24 protein-coding genes are annotated in these 18,836 nt (G+C 57.6%); 9 read left to right on the top strand and 15 right to left on the bottom strand.

Annotation, left to right across the window (positions count from 1 at the left end; translation table 11 throughout):
• A complete protein-coding gene (gene yccS / locus WCL58_RS03885) occupies nt 1-2,136 on the bottom strand; it encodes a YccS family putative transporter (protein ID WP_087762286.1) in 2,136 nt (711 codons plus the stop codon).
• Nucleotides 2,137-2,162: 26 nt separating this feature from the next.
• Complete coding sequence (locus WCL58_RS03880) at nt 2,163-2,615, bottom strand: YccF domain-containing protein (RefSeq protein WP_004928120.1); 453 nt, start codon at nt 2,613-2,615, stop codon at nt 2,163-2,165.
• Between the two features lie 166 nt (nt 2,616-2,781).
• Here WCL58_RS03880 and helD point away from each other — a divergent pair, with 166 nt between their 5' ends.
• Nucleotides 2,782-4,836, top strand: a complete 2,055-nt coding sequence (gene helD, locus WCL58_RS03875; protein WP_336850567.1) for a DNA helicase IV — start codon at nt 2,782-2,784, stop codon at nt 4,834-4,836.
• 33 nt (nt 4,837-4,869) lie between these two features.
• Here the strand turns inward: helD and WCL58_RS03870 are convergent, their stop codons facing one another.
• Together WCL58_RS03870 and WCL58_RS03865 are read right to left on the bottom strand one after the other, a co-directional pair.
• The gene (locus WCL58_RS03870; RefSeq protein ID WP_060440261.1) at nt 4,870-5,328 is read right to left on the bottom strand and encodes a methylglyoxal synthase; all 459 of its coding nucleotides are present in this window, start codon (nt 5,326-5,328) and stop codon (nt 4,870-4,872) included.
• A gap of 122 nt (nt 5,329-5,450) precedes the next feature.
• Nucleotides 5,451-6,116: a DUF2057 family protein gene (locus WCL58_RS03865; RefSeq protein ID WP_070913941.1), complete on the bottom strand. Its 666-nt coding sequence runs from the start codon at nt 6,114-6,116 to the stop codon at nt 5,451-5,453.
• Nucleotides 6,117-6,372: 256 nt separating this feature from the next.
• Here WCL58_RS03865 and WCL58_RS03860 point away from each other — a divergent pair, with 256 nt between their 5' ends.
• Nucleotides 6,373-6,786: a CoA-binding protein gene (locus WCL58_RS03860; protein WP_060419657.1), complete on the top strand. Its 414-nt coding sequence runs from the start codon at nt 6,373-6,375 to the stop codon at nt 6,784-6,786.
• Between the two features lie 57 nt (nt 6,787-6,843).
• Here WCL58_RS03860 and hspQ read toward each other — a convergent pair whose 3' ends face one another.
• From hspQ to WCL58_RS03805, 11 genes are all read right to left on the bottom strand, one after another.
• The gene (gene hspQ / locus WCL58_RS03855; protein ID WP_033637900.1) at nt 6,844-7,161 is read right to left on the bottom strand and encodes a heat shock protein HspQ; all 318 of its coding nucleotides are present in this window, start codon (nt 7,159-7,161) and stop codon (nt 6,844-6,846) included.
• A 60-nt stretch (nt 7,162-7,221) separates the two neighbouring features.
• On the bottom strand, nt 7,222-8,406 hold the full coding sequence (gene rlmI, locus WCL58_RS03850; RefSeq protein ID WP_336850566.1) for a 23S rRNA (cytosine(1962)-C(5))-methyltransferase RlmI: 1,185 nt from the start codon (nt 8,404-8,406) through the stop codon (nt 7,222-7,224).
• A 67-nt stretch (nt 8,407-8,473) separates the two neighbouring features.
• Nucleotides 8,474-9,544, bottom strand: coding sequence for a site-specific integrase (locus WCL58_RS03845; RefSeq protein ID WP_336850565.1), 1,071 nt, complete (start codon nt 9,542-9,544; stop codon nt 8,474-8,476).
• The gene (locus WCL58_RS03840) at nt 9,486-9,746 is read right to left on the bottom strand and encodes an excisionase (RefSeq protein ID WP_336850564.1); all 261 of its coding nucleotides are present in this window, start codon (nt 9,744-9,746) and stop codon (nt 9,486-9,488) included. The genes WCL58_RS03845 and WCL58_RS03840 overlap by 59 nt, the downstream gene beginning before the upstream one ends.
• Complete coding sequence (locus tag WCL58_RS03835) at nt 9,712-9,912, bottom strand: hypothetical protein (RefSeq protein WP_047568267.1); 201 nt, start codon at nt 9,910-9,912, stop codon at nt 9,712-9,714. Before WCL58_RS03835 ends, WCL58_RS03840 begins: the two co-directional genes overlap by 35 nt.
• Nucleotides 9,913-9,962: 50 nt before the next feature.
• Nucleotides 9,963-10,139, bottom strand: coding sequence for a hypothetical protein (locus WCL58_RS03830; RefSeq protein WP_168166355.1), 177 nt, complete (start codon nt 10,137-10,139; stop codon nt 9,963-9,965).
• Nucleotides 10,140-10,180: 41 nt separating this feature from the next.
• The gene (locus WCL58_RS03825) at nt 10,181-10,681 is read right to left on the bottom strand and encodes a siphovirus Gp157 family protein (protein WP_122004081.1); all 501 of its coding nucleotides are present in this window, start codon (nt 10,679-10,681) and stop codon (nt 10,181-10,183) included.
• Nucleotides 10,678-12,813, bottom strand: coding sequence for a hypothetical protein (locus WCL58_RS03820; RefSeq protein ID WP_336850562.1), 2,136 nt, complete (start codon nt 12,811-12,813; stop codon nt 10,678-10,680). Before WCL58_RS03820 ends, WCL58_RS03825 begins: the two co-directional genes overlap by 4 nt.
• Before the next feature lie 51 nt (nt 12,814-12,864).
• A complete protein-coding gene (locus WCL58_RS03815) occupies nt 12,865-13,143 on the bottom strand; it encodes a hypothetical protein (protein ID WP_019454490.1) in 279 nt (92 codons plus the stop codon).
• 10 nt (nt 13,144-13,153) lie between these two features.
• Complete coding sequence (locus WCL58_RS03810; protein WP_099032783.1) at nt 13,154-13,471, bottom strand: hypothetical protein; 318 nt, start codon at nt 13,469-13,471, stop codon at nt 13,154-13,156.
• A gap of 825 nt (nt 13,472-14,296) precedes the next feature.
• Entirely contained in the window at nt 14,297-14,755 is a 459-nt protein-coding gene (locus WCL58_RS03805; RefSeq protein ID WP_102984540.1) for a helix-turn-helix domain-containing protein, read from the bottom strand.
• 109 nt (nt 14,756-14,864) lie between these two features.
• Between WCL58_RS03805 and WCL58_RS03800 the strand changes: the two genes are divergently transcribed.
• From WCL58_RS03800 to WCL58_RS03770, 7 genes are read left to right on the top strand one after another with little or no spacing between them, the layout of a single operon-like run.
• Nucleotides 14,865-15,098, top strand: a complete 234-nt coding sequence (locus tag WCL58_RS03800) for a YdaS family helix-turn-helix protein (protein WP_072269162.1) — start codon at nt 14,865-14,867, stop codon at nt 15,096-15,098.
• Nucleotides 15,099-15,158: 60 nt separating this feature from the next.
• Nucleotides 15,159-15,611 (top strand): toxin YdaT family protein, encoded by a 453-nt coding sequence (locus WCL58_RS03795; RefSeq protein ID WP_336850561.1) that lies wholly within the window; start codon nt 15,159-15,161, stop codon nt 15,609-15,611.
• 23 nt (nt 15,612-15,634) lie between these two features.
• Nucleotides 15,635-15,853: a hypothetical protein gene (locus tag WCL58_RS03790; protein WP_047568246.1), complete on the top strand. Its 219-nt coding sequence runs from the start codon at nt 15,635-15,637 to the stop codon at nt 15,851-15,853.
• A 2-nt stretch (nt 15,854-15,855) separates the two neighbouring features.
• The gene (locus WCL58_RS03785; RefSeq protein ID WP_336850560.1) at nt 15,856-16,578 is read left to right on the top strand and encodes a helix-turn-helix domain-containing protein; all 723 of its coding nucleotides are present in this window, start codon (nt 15,856-15,858) and stop codon (nt 16,576-16,578) included.
• Nucleotides 16,575-17,948: a replicative DNA helicase gene (locus WCL58_RS03780; protein ID WP_336850558.1), complete on the top strand. Its 1,374-nt coding sequence runs from the start codon at nt 16,575-16,577 to the stop codon at nt 17,946-17,948. Before WCL58_RS03785 ends, WCL58_RS03780 begins: the two co-directional genes overlap by 4 nt.
• Nucleotides 17,949-17,992: 44 nt before the next feature.
• Nucleotides 17,993-18,415, top strand: coding sequence for a hypothetical protein (locus WCL58_RS03775; protein ID WP_019456293.1), 423 nt, complete (start codon nt 17,993-17,995; stop codon nt 18,413-18,415).
• Between the two features lie 3 nt (nt 18,416-18,418).
• Nucleotides 18,419-18,664 (top strand): hypothetical protein, encoded by a 246-nt coding sequence (locus tag WCL58_RS03770; protein ID WP_336850556.1) that lies wholly within the window; start codon nt 18,419-18,421, stop codon nt 18,662-18,664.
• Nucleotides 18,665-18,836: the final 172 nt, after the last annotated feature.

Below are 18,836 nucleotides of genomic sequence, written 5' to 3'. Positions count from 1 at the left end.
TTAGGCTGTCTTATTGATTTGGGTGTGCAGCGCGGTGAGTTCCGGCAGAAGTTCGAGCACCAGACCCACCTGCTGCAAAACCAGCTGTTCTTTGCTTTCAGGTTCCGGAACGGCTTGGCGAATACGCTCCGCCAGCTGTTCCAGCGCCTGAGCAATGCGCTGGCTGTTCTGTTCTTCCTGATGCAGGGCGCCGTCCACGTAACACACGGCATCATTGAGCAGGTCGAGCGTGGCAGGGGTATTCAGCCGCTCGCGGTGCGCACCCAACGCCGAGATATAACTCAGGAGTGTGTGGTTCAGGCAGAGCAGGCGGAAGGCGGCTTCCTGCAGCGCCTTGTCGGCCTTGGGATCGGCGGACATGTTGGAGATGACCGAAGCCAGCTCGGCATCGCTGTTGTGGGCATCTCGCCGCGCAATGCGGTAGGCGAGGCCGTTATCCTTACCCTGGTGGTATTGCACCAGAATGGCGTCCAGATAACGGCAGTTGGCATTCAGCGTTTTATCCACCACCGCCGGCAGTTGGCGGAACTTCCAGTCCGGCCAGATAAAGCTGACTGCCGCCCAGGCGATGGCGCAGCCCAGCAAGGTATCGTAAACGCGCGGAGCTGCCACTTCGAATCCTTCACCCAACAGGTTAAAGCACAACAGCACCAGCAGCGTGATGAACATCGTCGCGTGCGCATATTGTACGGTGCGGAAAGCGAAGAACAGAACGCCGGTGATGACGATCAACACCAGCTGTCCTTCCAGTGAAGGCACGAAATAGAGGATTGGCAGGCCGATAAGAATACCGGCCAGGGTGCCGATGATGCGCAATGCCAGGCGTCGGCGGGTGGCATTGTAGTTCGGTTGGCAGACGAACAGGCTGGTCAACAGGATCCAGTAACCGTGCTGCATGCCGGTGAATTGAATGAAGGCGTAACCCACGCACAGCACCACCGACATGCGGATCGCATGGCGAAACAGGGCCGACTGGGGCGTCAAATGGCGGCTGATGCGCAGCCGGATATCGCTCCAGCCGGTTAAGCGGTCATCGGCCAGGCTGTTCTCTTCCGCTTGCCCGCTGGCCAGCGTCTGCTCTGATTCGATATTGGCCAGCTGCGCATCGATCGCATGCAGGTTTTTCAACAGATGCGCCAGCGCCTTGGTCTGCTCGGTATTGCCCTGGGTTTCGGCGATGCGCGCCAATGCCTCCTGAATGCGGCTGAAAGCCGGTTCAAAGCGCGGGTTGTGCTGGTACTTTTGCCGCAGCAGGATCGATTGCGCCAATTGGCGGCAGGCGCGCGCCTGCATGCTCAGCAAACGCTGGAAGCGGAACAAAATGTCGCTGTGGCGGAATTGCCGGCTGAGTGCGTGGTACTGAACGTGGGAAGAGCTGGCGCGTTCGTGGATATCCTGCGCGACAAAATAGTAGTGCAAGGTGCGGCGGGTGCCACGCTGGCCGCGATCGCCTTTCAGGCGCGTCAGCAGCGAGGCTTTGGTTTGGTTAAGCAACGCGACCAGGGCGCTGTTGGCCATCGCGACATCCATCCAGGGCAGATCGGCGTCGCGCTCGGCATCGGGGTCGAACAGATTGGCTTTGGCATCCAGATAGTTGGCCAACTGATCGTAGCAGCGCGCCAGGTTCTCTTGCAGCGGCCGGATAGGGAACAGCAGGTGGCCCGCCAGCGTCAGCAGGTTGTACCACAGTGCGCCGATCACCAACAGCAGCGGCTGCTGATACCAGGCATCGTACATGGCGGTGCCGAGCATGGTATAAACCGCGATCAGCAGCGCGCCGAAGGCGATGGTGGCGTAACGTTGCCCCAAGGCACCGAGCAGGATAAAACCGCAGGTCGACGTGGTTAAGCCAAGGGCGAACAACCAGGGGTAGGGGAACAGCAGCTCGATTGAAGCAGAGGCGACAAAGAAGCACACCAGCGTGATCAGCAGGTTGCGTAACCTGCCGGCCAGGCGGTCATCCAAATCAGTCAGGGCCGCCGCCACGACGCCCAGCGTTAGCGGGATGGTCAGCTTGGGAATGCCCAACCACCAGGGAACGGCGGTGGTGCCGATCAGCGCAATAAGGATGCGCAGGTGATACAGCAGGTTGCTGTTGTAGGTATAACGACGAACTGCGGGTGCAAAAGAGAGCACGAAAAACTCCTCAAACGGAGAAAAAATTAACGCTGATGATAGTGGCGGCGAGCATTCTCAATACGCGCTTGCTGGGCCATTTCTACCGAGACGACGCGGCGCCCCACCGGCCACAGCGCGATGGCGGCAATTTTGAAATTGGCGATGCCGACCGGAATGCCGATGATCGAAACGCACTGCACGATGCCGGCGGCGATGTGTGACAGGCATAGCCACCAGCCGAACAGCACCAACCAGATAATGTTGAGCAGCGAACCGCCGGCGGAGAGCAGCGCATTGCTTTTTTCCGGGTAGAGTTCATCGACGTGAATTGCCTCATTGCCGAAAGGCACCAGCGACAGCTTGGTGATTTCCCAGCAGGAGCGGGTGAGCGGCAGCGTGATGACCAGCAGCACGCTGAACACCGTGGCGATGAGCCAACCCAGCGTGGTGAAGAAACCGCCCAACACAAAATTAAGAATATTCAGTACAGTACGCATAGACGTCATTCTGCTCTAATGATGGCCAAACCGCGATGCGGGCGTATTCACGATAAAAACGCAAAATCTATTCTACCCTTTTTTTAGCGCTAGAGTGCCACTGCTTATCACAGGTAAACTGGCAGATATCCGTTATTTAATCTCAACATAGTCATGGCGCGACGATATGGAACTTAAAGCGACATCGCTGGGGAAACACCTGGCTCAGCACCCTTATAACCGCGTGCGGTTGCTGCACGCCGGCGTTGAGGTGAGCGGGGAAAAACATGAATACCTGATCCCCTTCAATCAATTGATTCAGGTCAGGTGCAAGCGCGGCATCGTCTGGGGCGAGCTGGAATTTGAATTGCCGGACGAAAAAGTGGTGCGGCTGCACGGCACCGAATGGCAGGAAACGCAGCGTTTTCATCATTATCTGCAGCAGGCCTGGCAGCAGTGGAGCGCAGAAATGAGCGAGGTCAGCGCCGGCGTGTTGCAACAGCAGGTGGCGCAGATCCAGCGCATCGAGCAGCAAGACAAATGGTTTAAAAAGTCTGAGCTGGGCAAGCTGCAGCAGCAAATCCACGAGGCTTTCTCCGCGTTGCCGATGCCGGTGGCGCGTCTGGATGAGTTTGATAACTGCCGGGCTGATTATCATCTGTGTCTGCAATGGCTGCAGCAGGGGCTGCGCAGCGTCGAACAACGCAACCGGCAGTGGACCGAGCGCATGCTGGAGCAACATCACGACTTCTTCCAGACCGTCGAGAGTTCACCGCTCAATGACTCTCAGAGCCGTGCGGTGGTCAACGGCGAGGATTCCGTTCTGGTATTGGCGGGGGCCGGCAGCGGCAAAACGTCGGTGCTGGTGGCGCGCGCCGGCTGGCTGCTGCGCCGTCAGGAGGCGGAGCCGGGCCAAATTTTGCTGTTGGCGTTCGGCCGTCAGGCAGCGAGTGAGATGAATGATCGCATCAAAGCGCGTTTGGGCGATGTCGGCATTCAGGCCAAGACATTCCATGCATTGGCGCTGCAGATCATTCAACAGGGCAGCCGCAAAGCCCCGGCCATCAGCCGATTGGAAACCGATGCCAAAGCGCGCAAAGCGTTGCTGATTACCCATTGGCGCCAGCAGTGCGCAGAGAAAAAAGCCCAGGCCAAGGGGTGGCGTCAATGGTTGAGCGACGAACTGGAATGGGAAATGCCGGAAGGCGACTTTTGGCAGGATCAACGCCTGGCGGATCGGCTGGCGGGCCGCTTGGAACGCTGGCTGGGGCTGATGCGCATGCACGGCGGCAGCCAGGCGGAAATGATTGAGCAGGCGGATGAAGAAATCCGCGATCTGTTTTCAAAACGCATCCGGCTGATGGCACCGCTGCTGAAAGCCTGGAAAAGCGCCTTGAAAGAGGAAGGGGCGGTGGACTTCTCCGGTCTGATCCATCAGGCGGTCAATATTCTCGACAAGGGGCGCTTTGTCAGCCCGTGGAAACATATTCTGGTCGATGAGTTTCAGGATATCTCGCCGCAGCGTGCGCTGTTGCTGGCGGCGCTGCGTCGACAAAACAAACAGACCTGCCTGTTTGCGGTGGGGGATGACTGGCAGGCGATTTATCGCTTCAGCGGCGCAGAGTTGACGTTAACCACGGCGTTCACCACTCACTTCGGTGAAGGGGCGCAGTGCGCGCTGGACACCACTTATCGCTTTAATGAACGTATCGGTGAGGTAGCCAACCGGTTCGTGCAGCAGAACCCGCACCAGTTGAAAAAACCGCTCAACAGCCTGAGCAAGGGCAATAAAAAGTCGGTGGCGATCCTGCCGCACGAGCAGCTGGAGCCCTTGCTGGATAAACTGAGCGGCTATGCCAAGCCGGACGAGCGTATTCTGGTACTGGCGCGCTACCATCATCTGAAACCGGAAGCGCTGGCGAAAGCGGCCACCCGCTGGCCCAAGCTGGATCTGGAGTTTATGACCATCCACGCCAGCAAGGGGCAGCAGGCGGAATACGTCATCATCGCCGGTTTGCATGACGGGCGTGACGGTTTCCCGGCCGTGGCGCGCGAGTCGGTGTTGGAAGAGGTGCTGCTGCCACAGCCGGAGGATTTTCCGGATGCCGAAGAGCGCCGCCTGCTGTATGTCGCATTGACTCGCGCCAAACACCAGGTCTGGCTGTTGCAGGATCGTGAACGCCCTTCGGTGTTCGTCGAACAGCTGCAAGATCTTGGCGTACCGGTGCAGAAAAAACCGTAGGCATCAGGCCTGGCGGTAGCCAGGCCGCGAGGACTATTTCAGGCGCTCTTGCAGATAGCGCTGATAGTCGGGGATGGCGATCTCCACCTCGCTTTTGAACAGCGGAGAGTCGATCAGAAAGTCCGCGGTCGAGCGGTTGGTGGCCACCGGGATATTCCATACGGTCGCCAGCCGCAGAAGCGCCTTCACGTCCGGATCGTGCGGTACCGCGTTCAGCGGATCCCAGAAGAAGATCAGCATGTCTATCTTGCCTTCCGCAATCAATGCGCCAACCTGCTGATCACCCCCCATGGGGCCACTCAGCATGCTGGTGACCGGAATGCCGCTGGCGCGCTGGATCAGGTTACCGGTGGTGCCGGTGGCGTACAGCTGGTGCTGCGCCAAAATGCTCTTGTGGCTCTCTACCCACTCCAACAGGGCCTGTTTGCGGTGATCGTGCGCCACCAGCGCAATGTGTTTGCGCGCGGCGATAGTGCGGGTGGTCAATTCCATCTCGGTGTCCTTCGCTAATCGGGGATGTGCGACAGATTACTGAAACTGTTTTTCACTGCCTAGCGTTTGCGCTTGAAAATGCGAAGAAAAGGCGCCTTTGCGGGGAAAGACGCCGGGAAGGATCAGCGAACCGGTTGTTTATTGGCCCACCGCAGAAAACGCTTCTGTGTTTCCTTGTCGGCTTGCTGGAACCAATATTGCAGCATCTGTTCCGACACGTTTTCCCCTTTCAGCGTGACCGTTGGAGCGTTCAGCGGCGTGCCGGCCAGCGAGGGCGTTGAGGGATTACCGGCGTTCGCCTGAACGAAGGACGCGACGGAGGCGGAGCGATTCTGGCGGTTGTAATCCGTCATCACCTTTTCCAAATCGGCATTGAAGGTGACGCTGTCGGGATGCAGCACGTCATGCCGGAACGGCAGGGCGTTGCCGTCTTTATCGACCACCAGATAATTCAACGTCTTGTCAAAGCGTTGCGCATCGCGATCGTTCTCGATGCGCGGCAGTTCGATCGCCACCTGGCTGATCTTTTGCGTATTGAAGGAGGCAACCAGCGGCAGGGAAGCATAGGCCTGCGTATGCTGGCCGGCGCGGACGTTTTTGGTCACTTTAAACAGCAGCTGGTGCTGTCCGCCATCCAGTTCAAGACTGTCGGCGCCTTTTAACAACGAACCTGTCATTTTCTTGCCGTCGACCACCAGCAGGTCGATGTCCGGGGAGAGTTTCAGGGTCGTAGCCGCGGCAGGCATGCTGATGCTGAGCAACGCCGCAACCACCAGACCAAATTTCATCATTATCTCCTTATAAAGTGACGTAGCTCTAAGTGTTGAACACGGCACAGGTTGTGTCAAAATTTTTCAATCGGGCGTTATGTTTACATTTTTACATATTTTATCGCGATTAGACACGACCATGAGCAGCTGAACCGCGACAGCCTCTGACCATAAGATTGCGCTGAAGTTTCCCTCGCGTTGCGTTTAGCCGAGCGGGTGCCGATCGGTTACACTCGAAGCGGAGAGTGGCGGTGTGATAAACGGGAGTTGAAAGATGCAAGATCAAGAGATTATCGAGCTGTTGCAGCAGGTGAAAACTATCGCGCTGGTCGGTGCCAGCGATAACCCGTCGCGGCCCAGCTATGGGGTGATGGCATATCTGTTGGCGCAAGGCTACCAGGTGATCCCGGTCAGCCCAAAACTGGCGGGGCAGACGCTGCTGGGGCAGCCGGTTTACGCTACGCTGGCCGCTATACCGCAGCCGGTGGATATGGTTGACGTGTTTCGCAATTCGGAGGCGGCTTACGGCGTGGCGCAAGAGGCGATAGCGATCGGCGCCAAGGCGCTGTGGCTGCAGATTGGCGTGATTAACGATCAGGCGGCGGAGCTGGCGCAACAGGCCGGGCTGCGCGTGGTGATGGATCGCTGTCCGAAAATCGACATTCCGCGTTTGGGGCTGGAGCGCTGAATAAAAAGGGCCTGGCGCGATGCCAGGCCCTCTCGGGTTTCTCAGGTCTTGGCGCGGTCAATTGCGCAAGCGTGGCGCCTGTAGCTGGTGGCGGATGGATTCCGCCAGTTCATCCAGCGATGGTTGCTCGGGGTGTGCCTCCTGGGCTTCGCTATCCAGCTGTGCTTCCGCCAGATAGGTGTGTACCGGTTGGCCTTCCTCGTCTTCCATCACCACGTGGTACCAAGGGGCGGAACGCAGTTCATCGTTCGCCGCTATCTCGTCAGCTTTGGGTTGTTCCAAAGAGTATTCCGGGTCGATATCGATCACGACACCCAAATACCCCAGCAGTTTATGCCTAACCTGTTGTCCGATACCGAATTTGCTGGCAATCATGATGACCTCCTGAGAAACAATGCCTTGCTCATATATGGGGGCAAGGCAGCGCATTTCAAGTTACATCACCCGACAGGCGAATCCTTTCAGGTACAGCCCCTCAGGATACGTGGCGATCACCGGGTGATCGGCAGCCTGCCGGAACTGCTCTATAAATTGTACATCACGTCCGGCATCTACAGCGGCGTCGGCCAAAATTTTCTGGAACAGGTCGGTCGGCATCAGCCCGGAGCAGGAGAAGCTGAGCAGAATGCCGCCCGGATTCAGCAGCTGCAGCGCCAGCATGTTGATGTCTTTGTAGCCGCGGCAGGCGCTAGCCAGCTGGTTTTTGTTCTCGACGAACTTCGGCGGATCCATGATGATCAGATCGAATTTCTCGCCCTGGGTGCGGTAGTTGCGCAGCAGTTGGAACACGTCATCGCGGACGAACTCCGCTTTGCTCAGATCCAGCTTGTTGAGCTCGACGTTCTGCCGGGCGATATCCAGCGCCGCCTGCGAGGTATCCACGCTGATTACCTGCGCGCAGCCGCCCATCAGAGCGGAAACGGCGAAGGCGCCGGTGTAGGAGAAGCAGTTCAGCACCCGACGGCCGGCGGAGTAATTGCGCGCCGCCAGGCGGCTATCGCGCTGGTCGAGGTAGAAACCGGTCTTGTGCCCCTGCTGAATGTCCACCAGCAGCTTCATGCCGTGTTCGGTGATCGGCAGCAGTTCCGGGGGCAGATCGCCCAGCACCGGGCCCTGTGCCAGCGGCAGGCCTTCTTTTTTGCGCACTGCAACGTCGGAGCGATCGTAGATCGAACATTCCGGGTAGCAATGTTGCAGGGCGGAAAGCAGGGCCGGGCGCTGGTATTCGGCACCGGCGGACAGCAGCTGCAGCACCAGGAAATTCTGGAAACGATCGATAGTGATGCCCGGCAGGCCGTCGGACTCGCCGGCGATCAGGCGGTATCCGTCCAGACCGTCGCGCTGCGCGACCCAATCGCGCCAGCTTTGCGCTTGCTGCAGGCGGCGGATGAAGAAATCGATGTTAATCTCTTCATCTGGCTGGAAGGTCCAGACGCGTGCGCGGATCTGCGACTCGGGCGAATAGGCGCCGCGCGCCAGCCATTTTCCCTGGCTGTCGAGAATATCGATGGTTTCACCGGAGTGGGCTTTGCCCTCAACGCGTTGAACGGCGCCGGAGAACACCCAAGGGTGGCGACGGAGTAAGGACTTTTCACGTCCTTTGGCGAGAAATAAGCGCATTTTAAAACTACTTTATTATCAATTGGTTGGGAGACTAAGGTCATTATTAGTCGAAATAAGTTCATAATCATATCTGAATATCATCCCATTCACTACCGCGTGAATCCTGATAGCGGGCTGTCATTTCCGCCGATTTGTGGCCGAGAAGATGCTGCGCAAACTCGCCGCCGCGCGCGTCAGTATGCAGACGCGCCGACAAACTCCGGATCTCATGGAATGATGGCGGCTCCTTGTCGGCATCCCACGATAGTGGCGTGAGCCGGCGCGATTTCGTGAAGTAGTCCGTCATTGTCCGCTGCGCGATTTTCTCACCTTTACGGCTCACCAAAATAAACTCGCAGCCGGCGGACAGTTCCCAGCATTCCTCGATTAGGTTTTCCAGAGATAACCCAGCGATAGACAGTTCAACCGGGATCGTTATTCTGGCACCGGTTTTTTCCTGCACGACTCGCAGACGAAAATCGATAATGTCGGCCCATCGCATGTTACAAATATCGCTAATACGCTGACCGGTCACCAAAGCTATGTCCATCGCGATGCGGAACCAGTGCGGAAAGTTAACCGCCTGCGCCCGGATCGTTAAAAATTCATCCAGCAGCAGCCGCGCGCGCTTCACTTCCACTTTCGGGTTGCGCGAAGCCTCGACAGGGTTGTGCTGAATGATGCCGTCGGCAACCGCCTCGCGGAATACATCCAATAGCGCGCCGCGCATCAGCTTGGCGCTGGCCGCCTTGCCGGCTTCGACGTATCCATTCAGGAAGTCGGCAATATCCCGCGTTGTAAAATCGCACATCGCCTTATCCGGCAGGGTGCTGCGAAAGGCTTTCATTCTGCTGCGGTGGTTGGCCATTGTCTTTTCCTTCAGCTCGCGGCGTAGCACTATCTCGTCGTACCGATCGAGCCAGGCGTGCAGCGTGACATTGTTTTCATCCTGCAGGCGTTGCGCCAGCGGCTTCATTTCTTCACTACCAAAAAACGCCATGTTGGCGGCGATCGCCTCGGTCACCGCCAGGCGCTTATCGCGCCCGAGCCCGTATTCTTTACCGGTGCGCGGGTCGCGGTAGCAGTAATAGCCGCCGTTACGGACGTAGAGGTTTGGCGGGAGATCGCGCCTTGCGTGGTTTCTGGTTCTTGCCATTGGTGATTCTCTGCAGTAGCTCGCTTGTTGGGCTGCACGGCGTATCGAGCCGCACGGCCTGCTCATCAAAAAGATATTCCCGGCCATCCAGCACCGGTGCAGGGTAGATTTTCCCTGCGCGGATCCAGCGGCGAATGGTTTCATGGCTGCGCGGGCGCGGGAGCCGCTTATTCCACTCCCCCAGGGTCAGTTTGTTGGACATGGTCTTTCCTCGGTTTCAGCAATTGGGCGATTGCGTCGTCGGTCACACGACACGCCCGGGTGATATCGTCATCGCTCAGCGTCGCTTTTCTGACGCTGGCTGACAGCCGGCCGATCTTGATATCGAAATCAGAGAGTAGGCGGGCGCCTGGTTGCCATGGTTGCATTGCTGTTCCCCGTTGTGTGGTTTCCAACAATGCAAACATGGCGGGGGTGGTTATTTCTGATTTGGCGTAATTGGTTTTTTAAAGGCTTCTTTCTCGCGCGTCAGGCGTACAGACTGCGGGAAATGGAAAGCCAGCTCGCCGCGGCTCTCGGCCTCAATGATTCCGGTGGTACCGTCAGGGAAGGTCACATGCACCGCATCGCCTTTGGCCAGGTACATTCTCAGCATGGGAAATCCTCAGTAGTGGCCCCGTCGCCGGGGCCGGGTGATCACCGCACCTGCAGTGACGGCTCGCCGATTTCGATATGCGCGCCTTTGACTTCCACGCCGTTCTCGATTGCCTCTTTGATGGCTTTCTTGTCCGGCGCCACCACCGTTTGCACCGTTACCAGTTCATCTGGTAGCAGGTCGGCATTGTCGACCACCACGCTGGCGGAGCCTTTGCGCGCCGTGAAAGTATTTGCGATGGTTTTAATGGAGCCCTGACCGCTGGCCAGCAGGCACGCCAGCACATACTTGCGGATCGACTTTGCGCGGTTCTCGAATGATTTTTTACGGTCGGTCAGACGTTTGATTTCCGCCGCCAGCGTGTCGGCTTGCCCCTCAATATTGCGAACGTGGATAAAAGCGGCGTCCAGTTTGTCGCCCAGCGCTCCTTCAATTCCCTCCAGCGTGTCGGCGATCATCTCCGGCGTCAGGTCGTCAGAGGTTTCGATCAGTTCGTGAAACTTGGCGTAATCAGCGGCCAGTGCAATGGCGGTAGTGCTCATGATGCTTTCTCCTCGGTCAATGCGGCGATGCGTTCATCTTTCAGTGCGGTCAGGCGGCGCAGGCGGCCAGCCAGGTATTGGGCAAACTCTTTATCACCTTTGCCGTCGGCGGCCTTGCGATGGGCTTCAATCTCACGTGCGACAGAACCGTGAACCTTGGTCGCTTCATTCGCCGTAACCGCGCCTTTAAGGGTCTCGGCCACTTTCGACAGATGCTCGTCCAGCTCTTCGCGCATACGGGTTACGCCCTCGGCTTTCTCGCTGGCGTTCTTGAGCGCGAATTCTGCGTCGTTCTCCTGGCGGTAGGTGAGATCGTCGTACAGGCCGAGGAACACGTCGGCGGAGAAGCCGAGTTGTGATAGAGCTTTTTTGGTTGCGTCGGTGAGGGACTTTTTCGGAGCTTCGCCGTCGCTAAAAAGCTTGCCACTGTTCGTAGCGTAGATGTATGGGGTACAGCCGTAAGAGGTCACTTCGCCAGTTTTACCGCCGTGCTTGTACCACAGACGTATTTTCACGGTGTGGTTTACTTCGCACAGATAACCGCCGGCACCGTTCGGGATGATCTCTTGAATGGTGCTCCCGTCCTGCTGCCGTACCGGACGCAGGATTGGGGCGCCATTGTCAAAACGCTCCTCGATGATTTCTACGCCCCAGTTAATGCCCTGCGGCCCGAATACCTTGGTGGCCTGCATCACCATGTAGGTGCCGTTGATCGATGTGCCGCCACCGTTATTGCTGAATGCCTTGGTAAACTTGGCGTCGGTCTTATAAACGCGGTTCCAGATTCCGAGGTTGTTGCCATCCTCCGCCGATTGCTCAGCGATAACTAGCGCAACCTGCGCGGCGCGCTGCTGGAAATCGTCGGCTTTCAGCTGCTGCGCCAGCGCTTCGGCGCGGTCGGCGTTTTCTTCCGCCTGCTGCAGTTGCGGGGATTTCTCCGCTGGCACGTTGGCGTAAACGCCATAGCCCATCTGATCCAGTTGCTGCTTGGCCTGCGCAGCCGCGGCGTCGGTAACCTGCTGCTGCGCCACTTCCGTTTTTTCACCCTGACTTGAGGCGGAGGATTGCGCCGTCTCTGGATCCATATGCTGCTGCTCACCACTGCCGATCAGGCCGTCGATAGATAAGCGGCCGCCGCCAAGGTTTTCCACTGCTAACGGAGGTGGGTTCTTGCCGTAGTACTCCAGCTCAGGGCATGCAGGGTGGCCAGCAAGACGGGATTTCACAAAGTGCAGGCGTTCGGCGTCGTCGCTGATCAGCTTCAGGTTTTTCAGTCCATCGGAAATGATGCCGTGGCGCACATCGGTTTCGACGTTGAGAATGCCGACGATCACCCGCAGCGTTTTGTCCCACGCGCGCCAGGCGTTATCGCGGTTCGCGATAATTTCTTTCGCGTTCTTCACGTCAGCCGCTTTCGCATTCGCAGGATTAACGCCCATGATCGACAGTGCGGTGTGCATGCTCAGGGTGTTGTAGTCGGCCGCGCCGCCGGTATTGTCGGTGCTGGTTTGAGTAAGGTTTTCGCGATCGCGCGGATTATCGACCCAGGCCTGAGCAAACTCGACAACATCGTCATGCGACGGCATATCATCCCCAAAGCTCTGAATGACAGCCTGCGCCAGCCGTAAAATCGCCTCGGGGGACATAGCACCGACCGCTTTTACCGACTGCAGGCCAGTGATCAGGTCGCGCATGCCGGTATCGTCCGGGGTTTCTTCGTCGTTGATGAAATCCGCAGCCATCGACAACTGATGGTTATCGATCTCAGTGTTGCAGTACATGACGACGGCGGCGATCCGAATATCCGCAGGCTGCGCCATCAAATCGACCGGGCCGGCCGGCACTTCTGGCTCAGGTTCTTTTGGCGTCCAAGCGTTGCCGTCGAAAGTGTTCTCGGCGGCAAACTTTTCATCGAACTGGCCAATAGCTGGGCGAGGGTGCCCGGTCTGATCTTCCACGGTTTTCGCCCCGAAAAAGTTATCAACGCTTTCAGGGTGTTTTTCGTAAAGCTTGCCGATCGCGATCCCCTCGGCCGCTTTCTTGTTCGGCGCATCAAGCGCGATCACCATCGCCACCGCGCCGTTAACCAGAGCCTTTTTCTTCGGCTCAAAAAGTGAAATGTAGATAGGCATTTTGGGTCTTTCCTCTGTTAAAAAACGGCGCTGGTCAGGCGCCGGGGTGGGTTAAAACTTCTCGAGCGCTACGGCTTTCACGTTGTCGCAATACCAGCTGTAAAGCTCACGCTGGCGTTGCTGCAGGGTGTCCGGCGTCGCCATCATTACGGCCATCAGCAGGCGGTCGCGGGTGTCGGCGGCGGTGCCATCGATGTGTGTGAAAACCTCGATCGCCTCGTCGGAATAGCCGTGCGTCGCTGCGGCTTCGAATTGGTCGCGTTGCCCGGCCTCATCATGGCGCTGCCACAGCGCCAGCTCGGCGCTCAGGTTGTGGGTTTCGATATCCATGGCCGCGCCCTCAGTACGGGAGTTCGTCGGCGTCGACAGGGCAGTGCTCAATGCAAAGCAGCTGCTGCACCTGATCGTCGATCTCGGCAATGCGTTTGTAAGTGGCGTCGGCCAGACGGGCTTTTTCCAGCTTCAACGCTTCAACCTGTTTCCCGATGATATCGATCGGCTCAGGCTGGTTAACGTCGATGTGGATTGTGCGGGTTTCCAGCAGCACGTATTCCGGGTACTGAGACATATCCATGGTGAACACGGAGATTTTCTCTTGGGTGTACTGGCTAACGTTCGCGTGGATAAACAGCGTGACGGGTATCTGTAGTGCTTTCATAGCGACTCCTGATATAATCGGAGCTGATCGGCAGCTCATTGGGTTGTTGGTCTTTCCTCGATACAGGGTTGGTCCCCTGTATCATTCCCGGTTGCTTTGGTCGGCGCCGGGGTAAAAGAACCCGCTTCGGCGGGTTTTTTTACGTCTGGTGGTTGCCGGTCTTTCCCGGCTGTCAGGCTGGTCAGGCCGCTGGTCTTTCCTCAATTTGCTGGGTGAAAAAATTGCCACGGCGCGCGGGGCGAAAGACTACACACAGCAATAACGTGGTTGTGGTGGCCAGAAGCAACGCCCCGAAGCCTCTGGCCAATTGCCACAACGGTGTGAACCATCTCCCCGAGTCTTCACTCTCCCGGTAAGGATCCCCGTGCTTAACTCCACTCGGGCCAGTGTGCATACTGGCTTGTGTGGCTTCCGTGACCGATCCATTCGCACTAATGGATGAGCCGGAAATGATTCACGCCGTTGTGTGCTCCGTAACGTGGAGCGGACGGCACTGTTTAACCGGGTTTATCGAGCATCAGGCTTGCCCGTTTACGCGCCTCGGCCGGCCGGCCCATGAACTCCCTATGGACTCGTAAAACACACCATTCAGCGCTATGCAACCGTCAGGTGGGGAGCGTTTCAAATCAAAATTCTTTGCCGCGTATCGCCCGGCTGGCGGAACATTTCTGAACAACCGCTGCAGGGTTAGTGCGCTGTTGATGGAATGAATATTAGTTTTGAGCATATTCAAGGTCAAGCAGAAAATAATACTAAAAATAATATTTTAATTAGGTGATTGAAAAACAAGGATAAAAAAATCCCGGTGACCGGGATTTGGAGGGATTACTGTTTTCTTGCCGCGAGGAGCTCTTCGAAGAGACGATCAAAGTCTTTGGTTTTTTCTTTTAATTCAGATAAATGTCGCTCTTTCTCGCTTTGTGGTAGACGCTCATACAGGTCTATGAGCTCTGAATATTCAGGCTTAAGTAATCTCCAGCCAGGGGCCGCGTAATCCTCGGTATGGGATCCCGATTTCCTGACGTAATTCATCATTTCAGCCAGGTCAGGGCGGATATCCTCCGGCTTAACACCAAGAAGAGCGGCAAACTTCAACGTGGCATCTGTATTTAGTGGTATGTTTCCATTCAGGTAATGGCTAACTGTAGCCTGCGTGCTAAATCCAAGGGCGTCCGCCGCCTTCTCCTGGGTAAGGCGCAGGGTGATTTTTTTCTCGTCCCAAATCCTCTTGAGGCGACTTGCTGCCTCAATCTCAGCAGCGTCAAGCAATGTCTTTTTTCTCATATTGCCAATGTTATTCGCAAAATTAATTATCGGCCAATCGCATTACTATTGACACATGGATATTATTAAAACTAATATTTGGGTAAGCCATAGACACTAGGAGCCGATCATGGATTTAAAGTCCTTTTTGAAAGATTCGGGCGTGAAGCAGAAAGAGTTCGCCGCGCTCGTTGGTAAAACCCAGGGGTATGTAAGTCGCGTTGCAACGGGGGAATGCTTGTTGGGTGGCCCGGCTGTTTTGATATGGGCAGCAGCAACAAAATTCCAAGTTACACCTCACGACTTGCGACCAGATATTTATCCCAAACCGACAGATGGTTTACCGGAGCAGACAGCAGCTTAACAACCAACCCCACCGAAATCTGATTATGCGTAATCGGGGTCGAGCGACAGGAGACGCGAAGTGGAAAACATCGAGAAACTGAAAAACGAGATCGTGGGCTGGGCGGCGGAGCAGGGGCAGGAACACGTTGCCATCGAGATCTCCCGTGCATGGTTCCAGCTCGGCGCCGACGGTGACCGGGTTCGGCTGTACCCGATCGAGGATGAAACCGGCGCCGCCGACTGGCGGGCGATCAATACCAACCGGCAGGCGATTTTCCGCCATATGCGCAGCGAGTCGAAAGCCGCGCGCGAGAAGGTGCTGGAACTGGCCGACGCCATGCTAGCAGCGCTGCCAGCGGAACGTCGCGCCAGGCTGGCCGGCCCGACTCAACAGTATTTGCTTTCGGTGGCCATCCGTGAATTTGCCGCCGCGATTATCGCAATTCTGCTCGGCGCCTGTGACACGCCGCAGCGCATTGCCGGCGCACTTGTCGCCCTGCAGGAAACCCAGCGCCTGACCAGCGCCGCGTAAAACTTTGTACCGAGGAAAGACCAATGCAAGCCAACCACATCACATACCGGAACGGCTGGCGCCTGAATGGCATGCCCGCCGACGCCGCAGAAATCAGACCGATCTTTGAAGATCGCCAGGCTGCCGCGCATGCCGTCTGGGAACAATACGAGCAGGGCAAGGCCGCGCTGCGTGAAGAAAACTTATCGCCGGAGCAGTACCAGGACGCGTGCCGCCAGCTTGCAGACTCGCTGGGGATCTGATCATGAGCATGGAAATGATGGTGCAGGCCATGAAAATCAAAGTCGGCAACCCGCTGCGCAAATTGGTGCTGCTGAAACTGGCCGACAACGCCAGCGATCAGGGTGAATGCTGGCCATCGGTACCGTACATCGCCGAGCAGTGCGAAATCTCGGAGCGGTCGGTGCAAAATCACATTCAACAGTTGGTTAAAGATGGACTGGTGCGCATCGAAAAACGCCTGGCGGAGAACGGGCTTAATCGCTCAAATGTTTACCACATCACCTTATCTGGCAGTGGTGCAAATCCTGCACCCTATGGTGCAGCTCCTGCACCAGGTGGTGAATCTCCTGCACCAGGGGGTGGTGCAGCTCCTGCACCCAGAATCAGTCAGTCTTTTGAATCAGTCAATGAATCACCCCCTAACCCCCAGGAGGGGGACGACGCTGGCGCGCCGGGTAATCCTCCAAAAATTAAATATCAGGACGTGGCTGACGCCTACAACGAAATCCTGGGTGATCGGCTGCCGAAGGTGCAGGAGCTGAACGACAAGCGCAAACGCCAAATCAAGCGCCTGCTGGGCGAGCTGCATGAACCGACCCTTGACGCGGTGAAAGCCTACCTCGAGACGTTCGCCGACACTGCCGGACCGTTTTACTTCGGCGACAACAACCGCGGCTGGCGCGCTGGGTTCGATTACCTGCTCCGCTCCGAAGTGCTGGTTAAAACCCGCGAGGGTTCGCTATGACGCCGCAGGAGATGGAAGCGACCGTGCTGAGCGGCCTGCTGGTTGGCGGCGCCACACCTGACGCGCTGGACGTAATTGCGACCATGCCCGAGGACGCTTTCAGCATCCGGTTTTACCGCGAGGCCTACCGGGAAATTAAAAAACAGGCGCTGACGCACGGTGTGATCGACGTGGTGCTGATCAGCGAGGCGCTCGGCGGCGATAGCCTGGCTTCGCTGGTGGAAGTCAGCCGCATGCCAGGCACGCTGGCCAACCTGAAAGGCTTCGCGACGCTGGCAACCAAGGGCTGGCGCAGCCGCCAAATGGCCACGCTGCTGCAAGATGGCGCCGATAGCATCCGCAACGCCAGAAACCAAGAGCAGCGCGACGCGGCGATCCAGTCGGCAGTAAGCAAGCTGATTGAAATGTCTGCCGATACCGGCGGCGTGGTGCCGGTGCACCTGGGCGAGCTGCTGGGCGGTTACATGGACTTGATGGATCGCCGCATGAAGGGCGACGCTGAAATGCGCAACCTGCACAGCGGCATTGCTGAGCTGGACGCGATTACCGGCAGCTGGAACCCGCAAGATCTGATCGTTGTCGCCGGCCGCCCGGGTATGGGTAAAACCGAATTTGCGTTGAAGGTGATCGAGGGCGCTACGCGCGACGGCGGCGGGGCACTGATTTTCAGCATGGAAATGGCGGCGCTGCAGATGGTAGAGCGTTCAGTTGCCGGGGCCGGAAACCTGTCCGTGTCGAAGCTGCGCAAGCCGGAATCGCTCTGTGACGAGGACTGGGGGCGGATACACACGGCGCTCGAGGTGCTGAACAACCGCGACATCTGGATTGTTGACGCCACCGATCTCAACGTTGACCAGATCCGCGCCATAACCGAAACGCACAAACGCCGCTACCCGCACTTGGCGGTCGCCATGGTCGATTATCTGGGCCTGATCGCCAAGCCCAAAGCAGAGCGCAATGATCTGGCCATGGGCCATATTTCCCGCAGCCTGAAAACCATGGCCATGCGGAGCAAAACGCCAGTGCTGGCGCTGAGCCAGTTATCGCGGAAAGTCGATGATCGTCCGGTCACCGCCCGGCGGCCGACAATGTCCGACCTCAGCGAGTCCGGCAGGATTGAGCAGGACGCCGACAGCATCGTGTTGCTGTACCGTGACGGGGTTTATAACCCGGACGGACCGGCGGCGCGCTACGCAGAAATCATCGTTGGTAAAAACCGATTCGGCCCCTGTGGCACAGTTTACCAGGAGTTTAAAAACGGCCACTTCGTCGCCTGCGATCAGGTAGTGGCAGAGGAGGCAACCCGCATTCAGAAGGAGGCACAGCAACCCAAACCGAAAGAACGACGTTACGCGACAAAGCCATTTTAACCGGCGCCTGACCAGCGCTTGAACGACCAAAACGAGGAAAGACCATGAGCACTATCAACGAAATGATCCGCGATAAGCGGTTTGTGATGGATGACGGCTGCGACCACCTGCCGGCCATCATGGACAGAATCAACCAGGCGGCCCGCGCCCGTTCCCGCGCGCCGTACTGCCCACCGCCAAAACCCCAGCGCGTCGCCCGGCCGGCAGCCGAGTCTGGCCCGATCGTCAAAATCGGTGACCGTATCAGCTACGGCCGCCGGGTGATGACCGGTATCTACGAGCTGCAGCGCCTAGGGCGCTCCCCCGAGTGCATCGCGCTGATGCTCCGCATGCCACTCGATCGGGTGCTGCACATCCTGAAGCCTCTAACGGCCGTACGCCGCGAGATACAGAAAAGCGTGGCAAGTGGGTTACCCCCACGTGAAAAAGACGTCATGCGCCGTCTGGCGGCCGAATCGAGGGCATAAACCATGGCCGGGCAATCGGACTATCTACCGCCCGGCCTGCCATTCAATCGAGGCACCTGGACGCAGGAACAACGCGATTTAGAGCAGTTCGACCTGCGCGCATGTGGCCTGGTACGCGATTTATTCGCGAGGAAGATCACCCGCACCAAGGTGCTGGTGGCGATTGAAGAGGCGCCGGAGCAATACCGGGAACATTTCAGAGCACGCCTGAATTACTGGCGTGATCGCAGAGAGGGGAAGGGACGGTGAAAAAATTCAAAGAGTGGGTAATACGCAAACCGTGGGCGGCGATGTTCTGGGCGTGCGCAATTTTCTGGGCTGTTGTGGCGGCGGTGTTCGCCGGTAGGGTGCTGGTATGACCGAAGTATTGACCTATGAAGCACTGAAGCAAATGGAGGCCAAATGAAAGAGCGCCCAGTGA

The organism is Serratia sp. TMDUHS_CL (genome assembly GCF_037137105.1).
GTDB classification, from domain to species: Bacteria; Pseudomonadota; Gammaproteobacteria; order Enterobacterales; family Enterobacteriaceae; genus Serratia; species Serratia nevei.
Note: the sequence above shows the minus strand (reverse complement) of the source record. Positions and strands in the feature narration are given on the sequence as shown.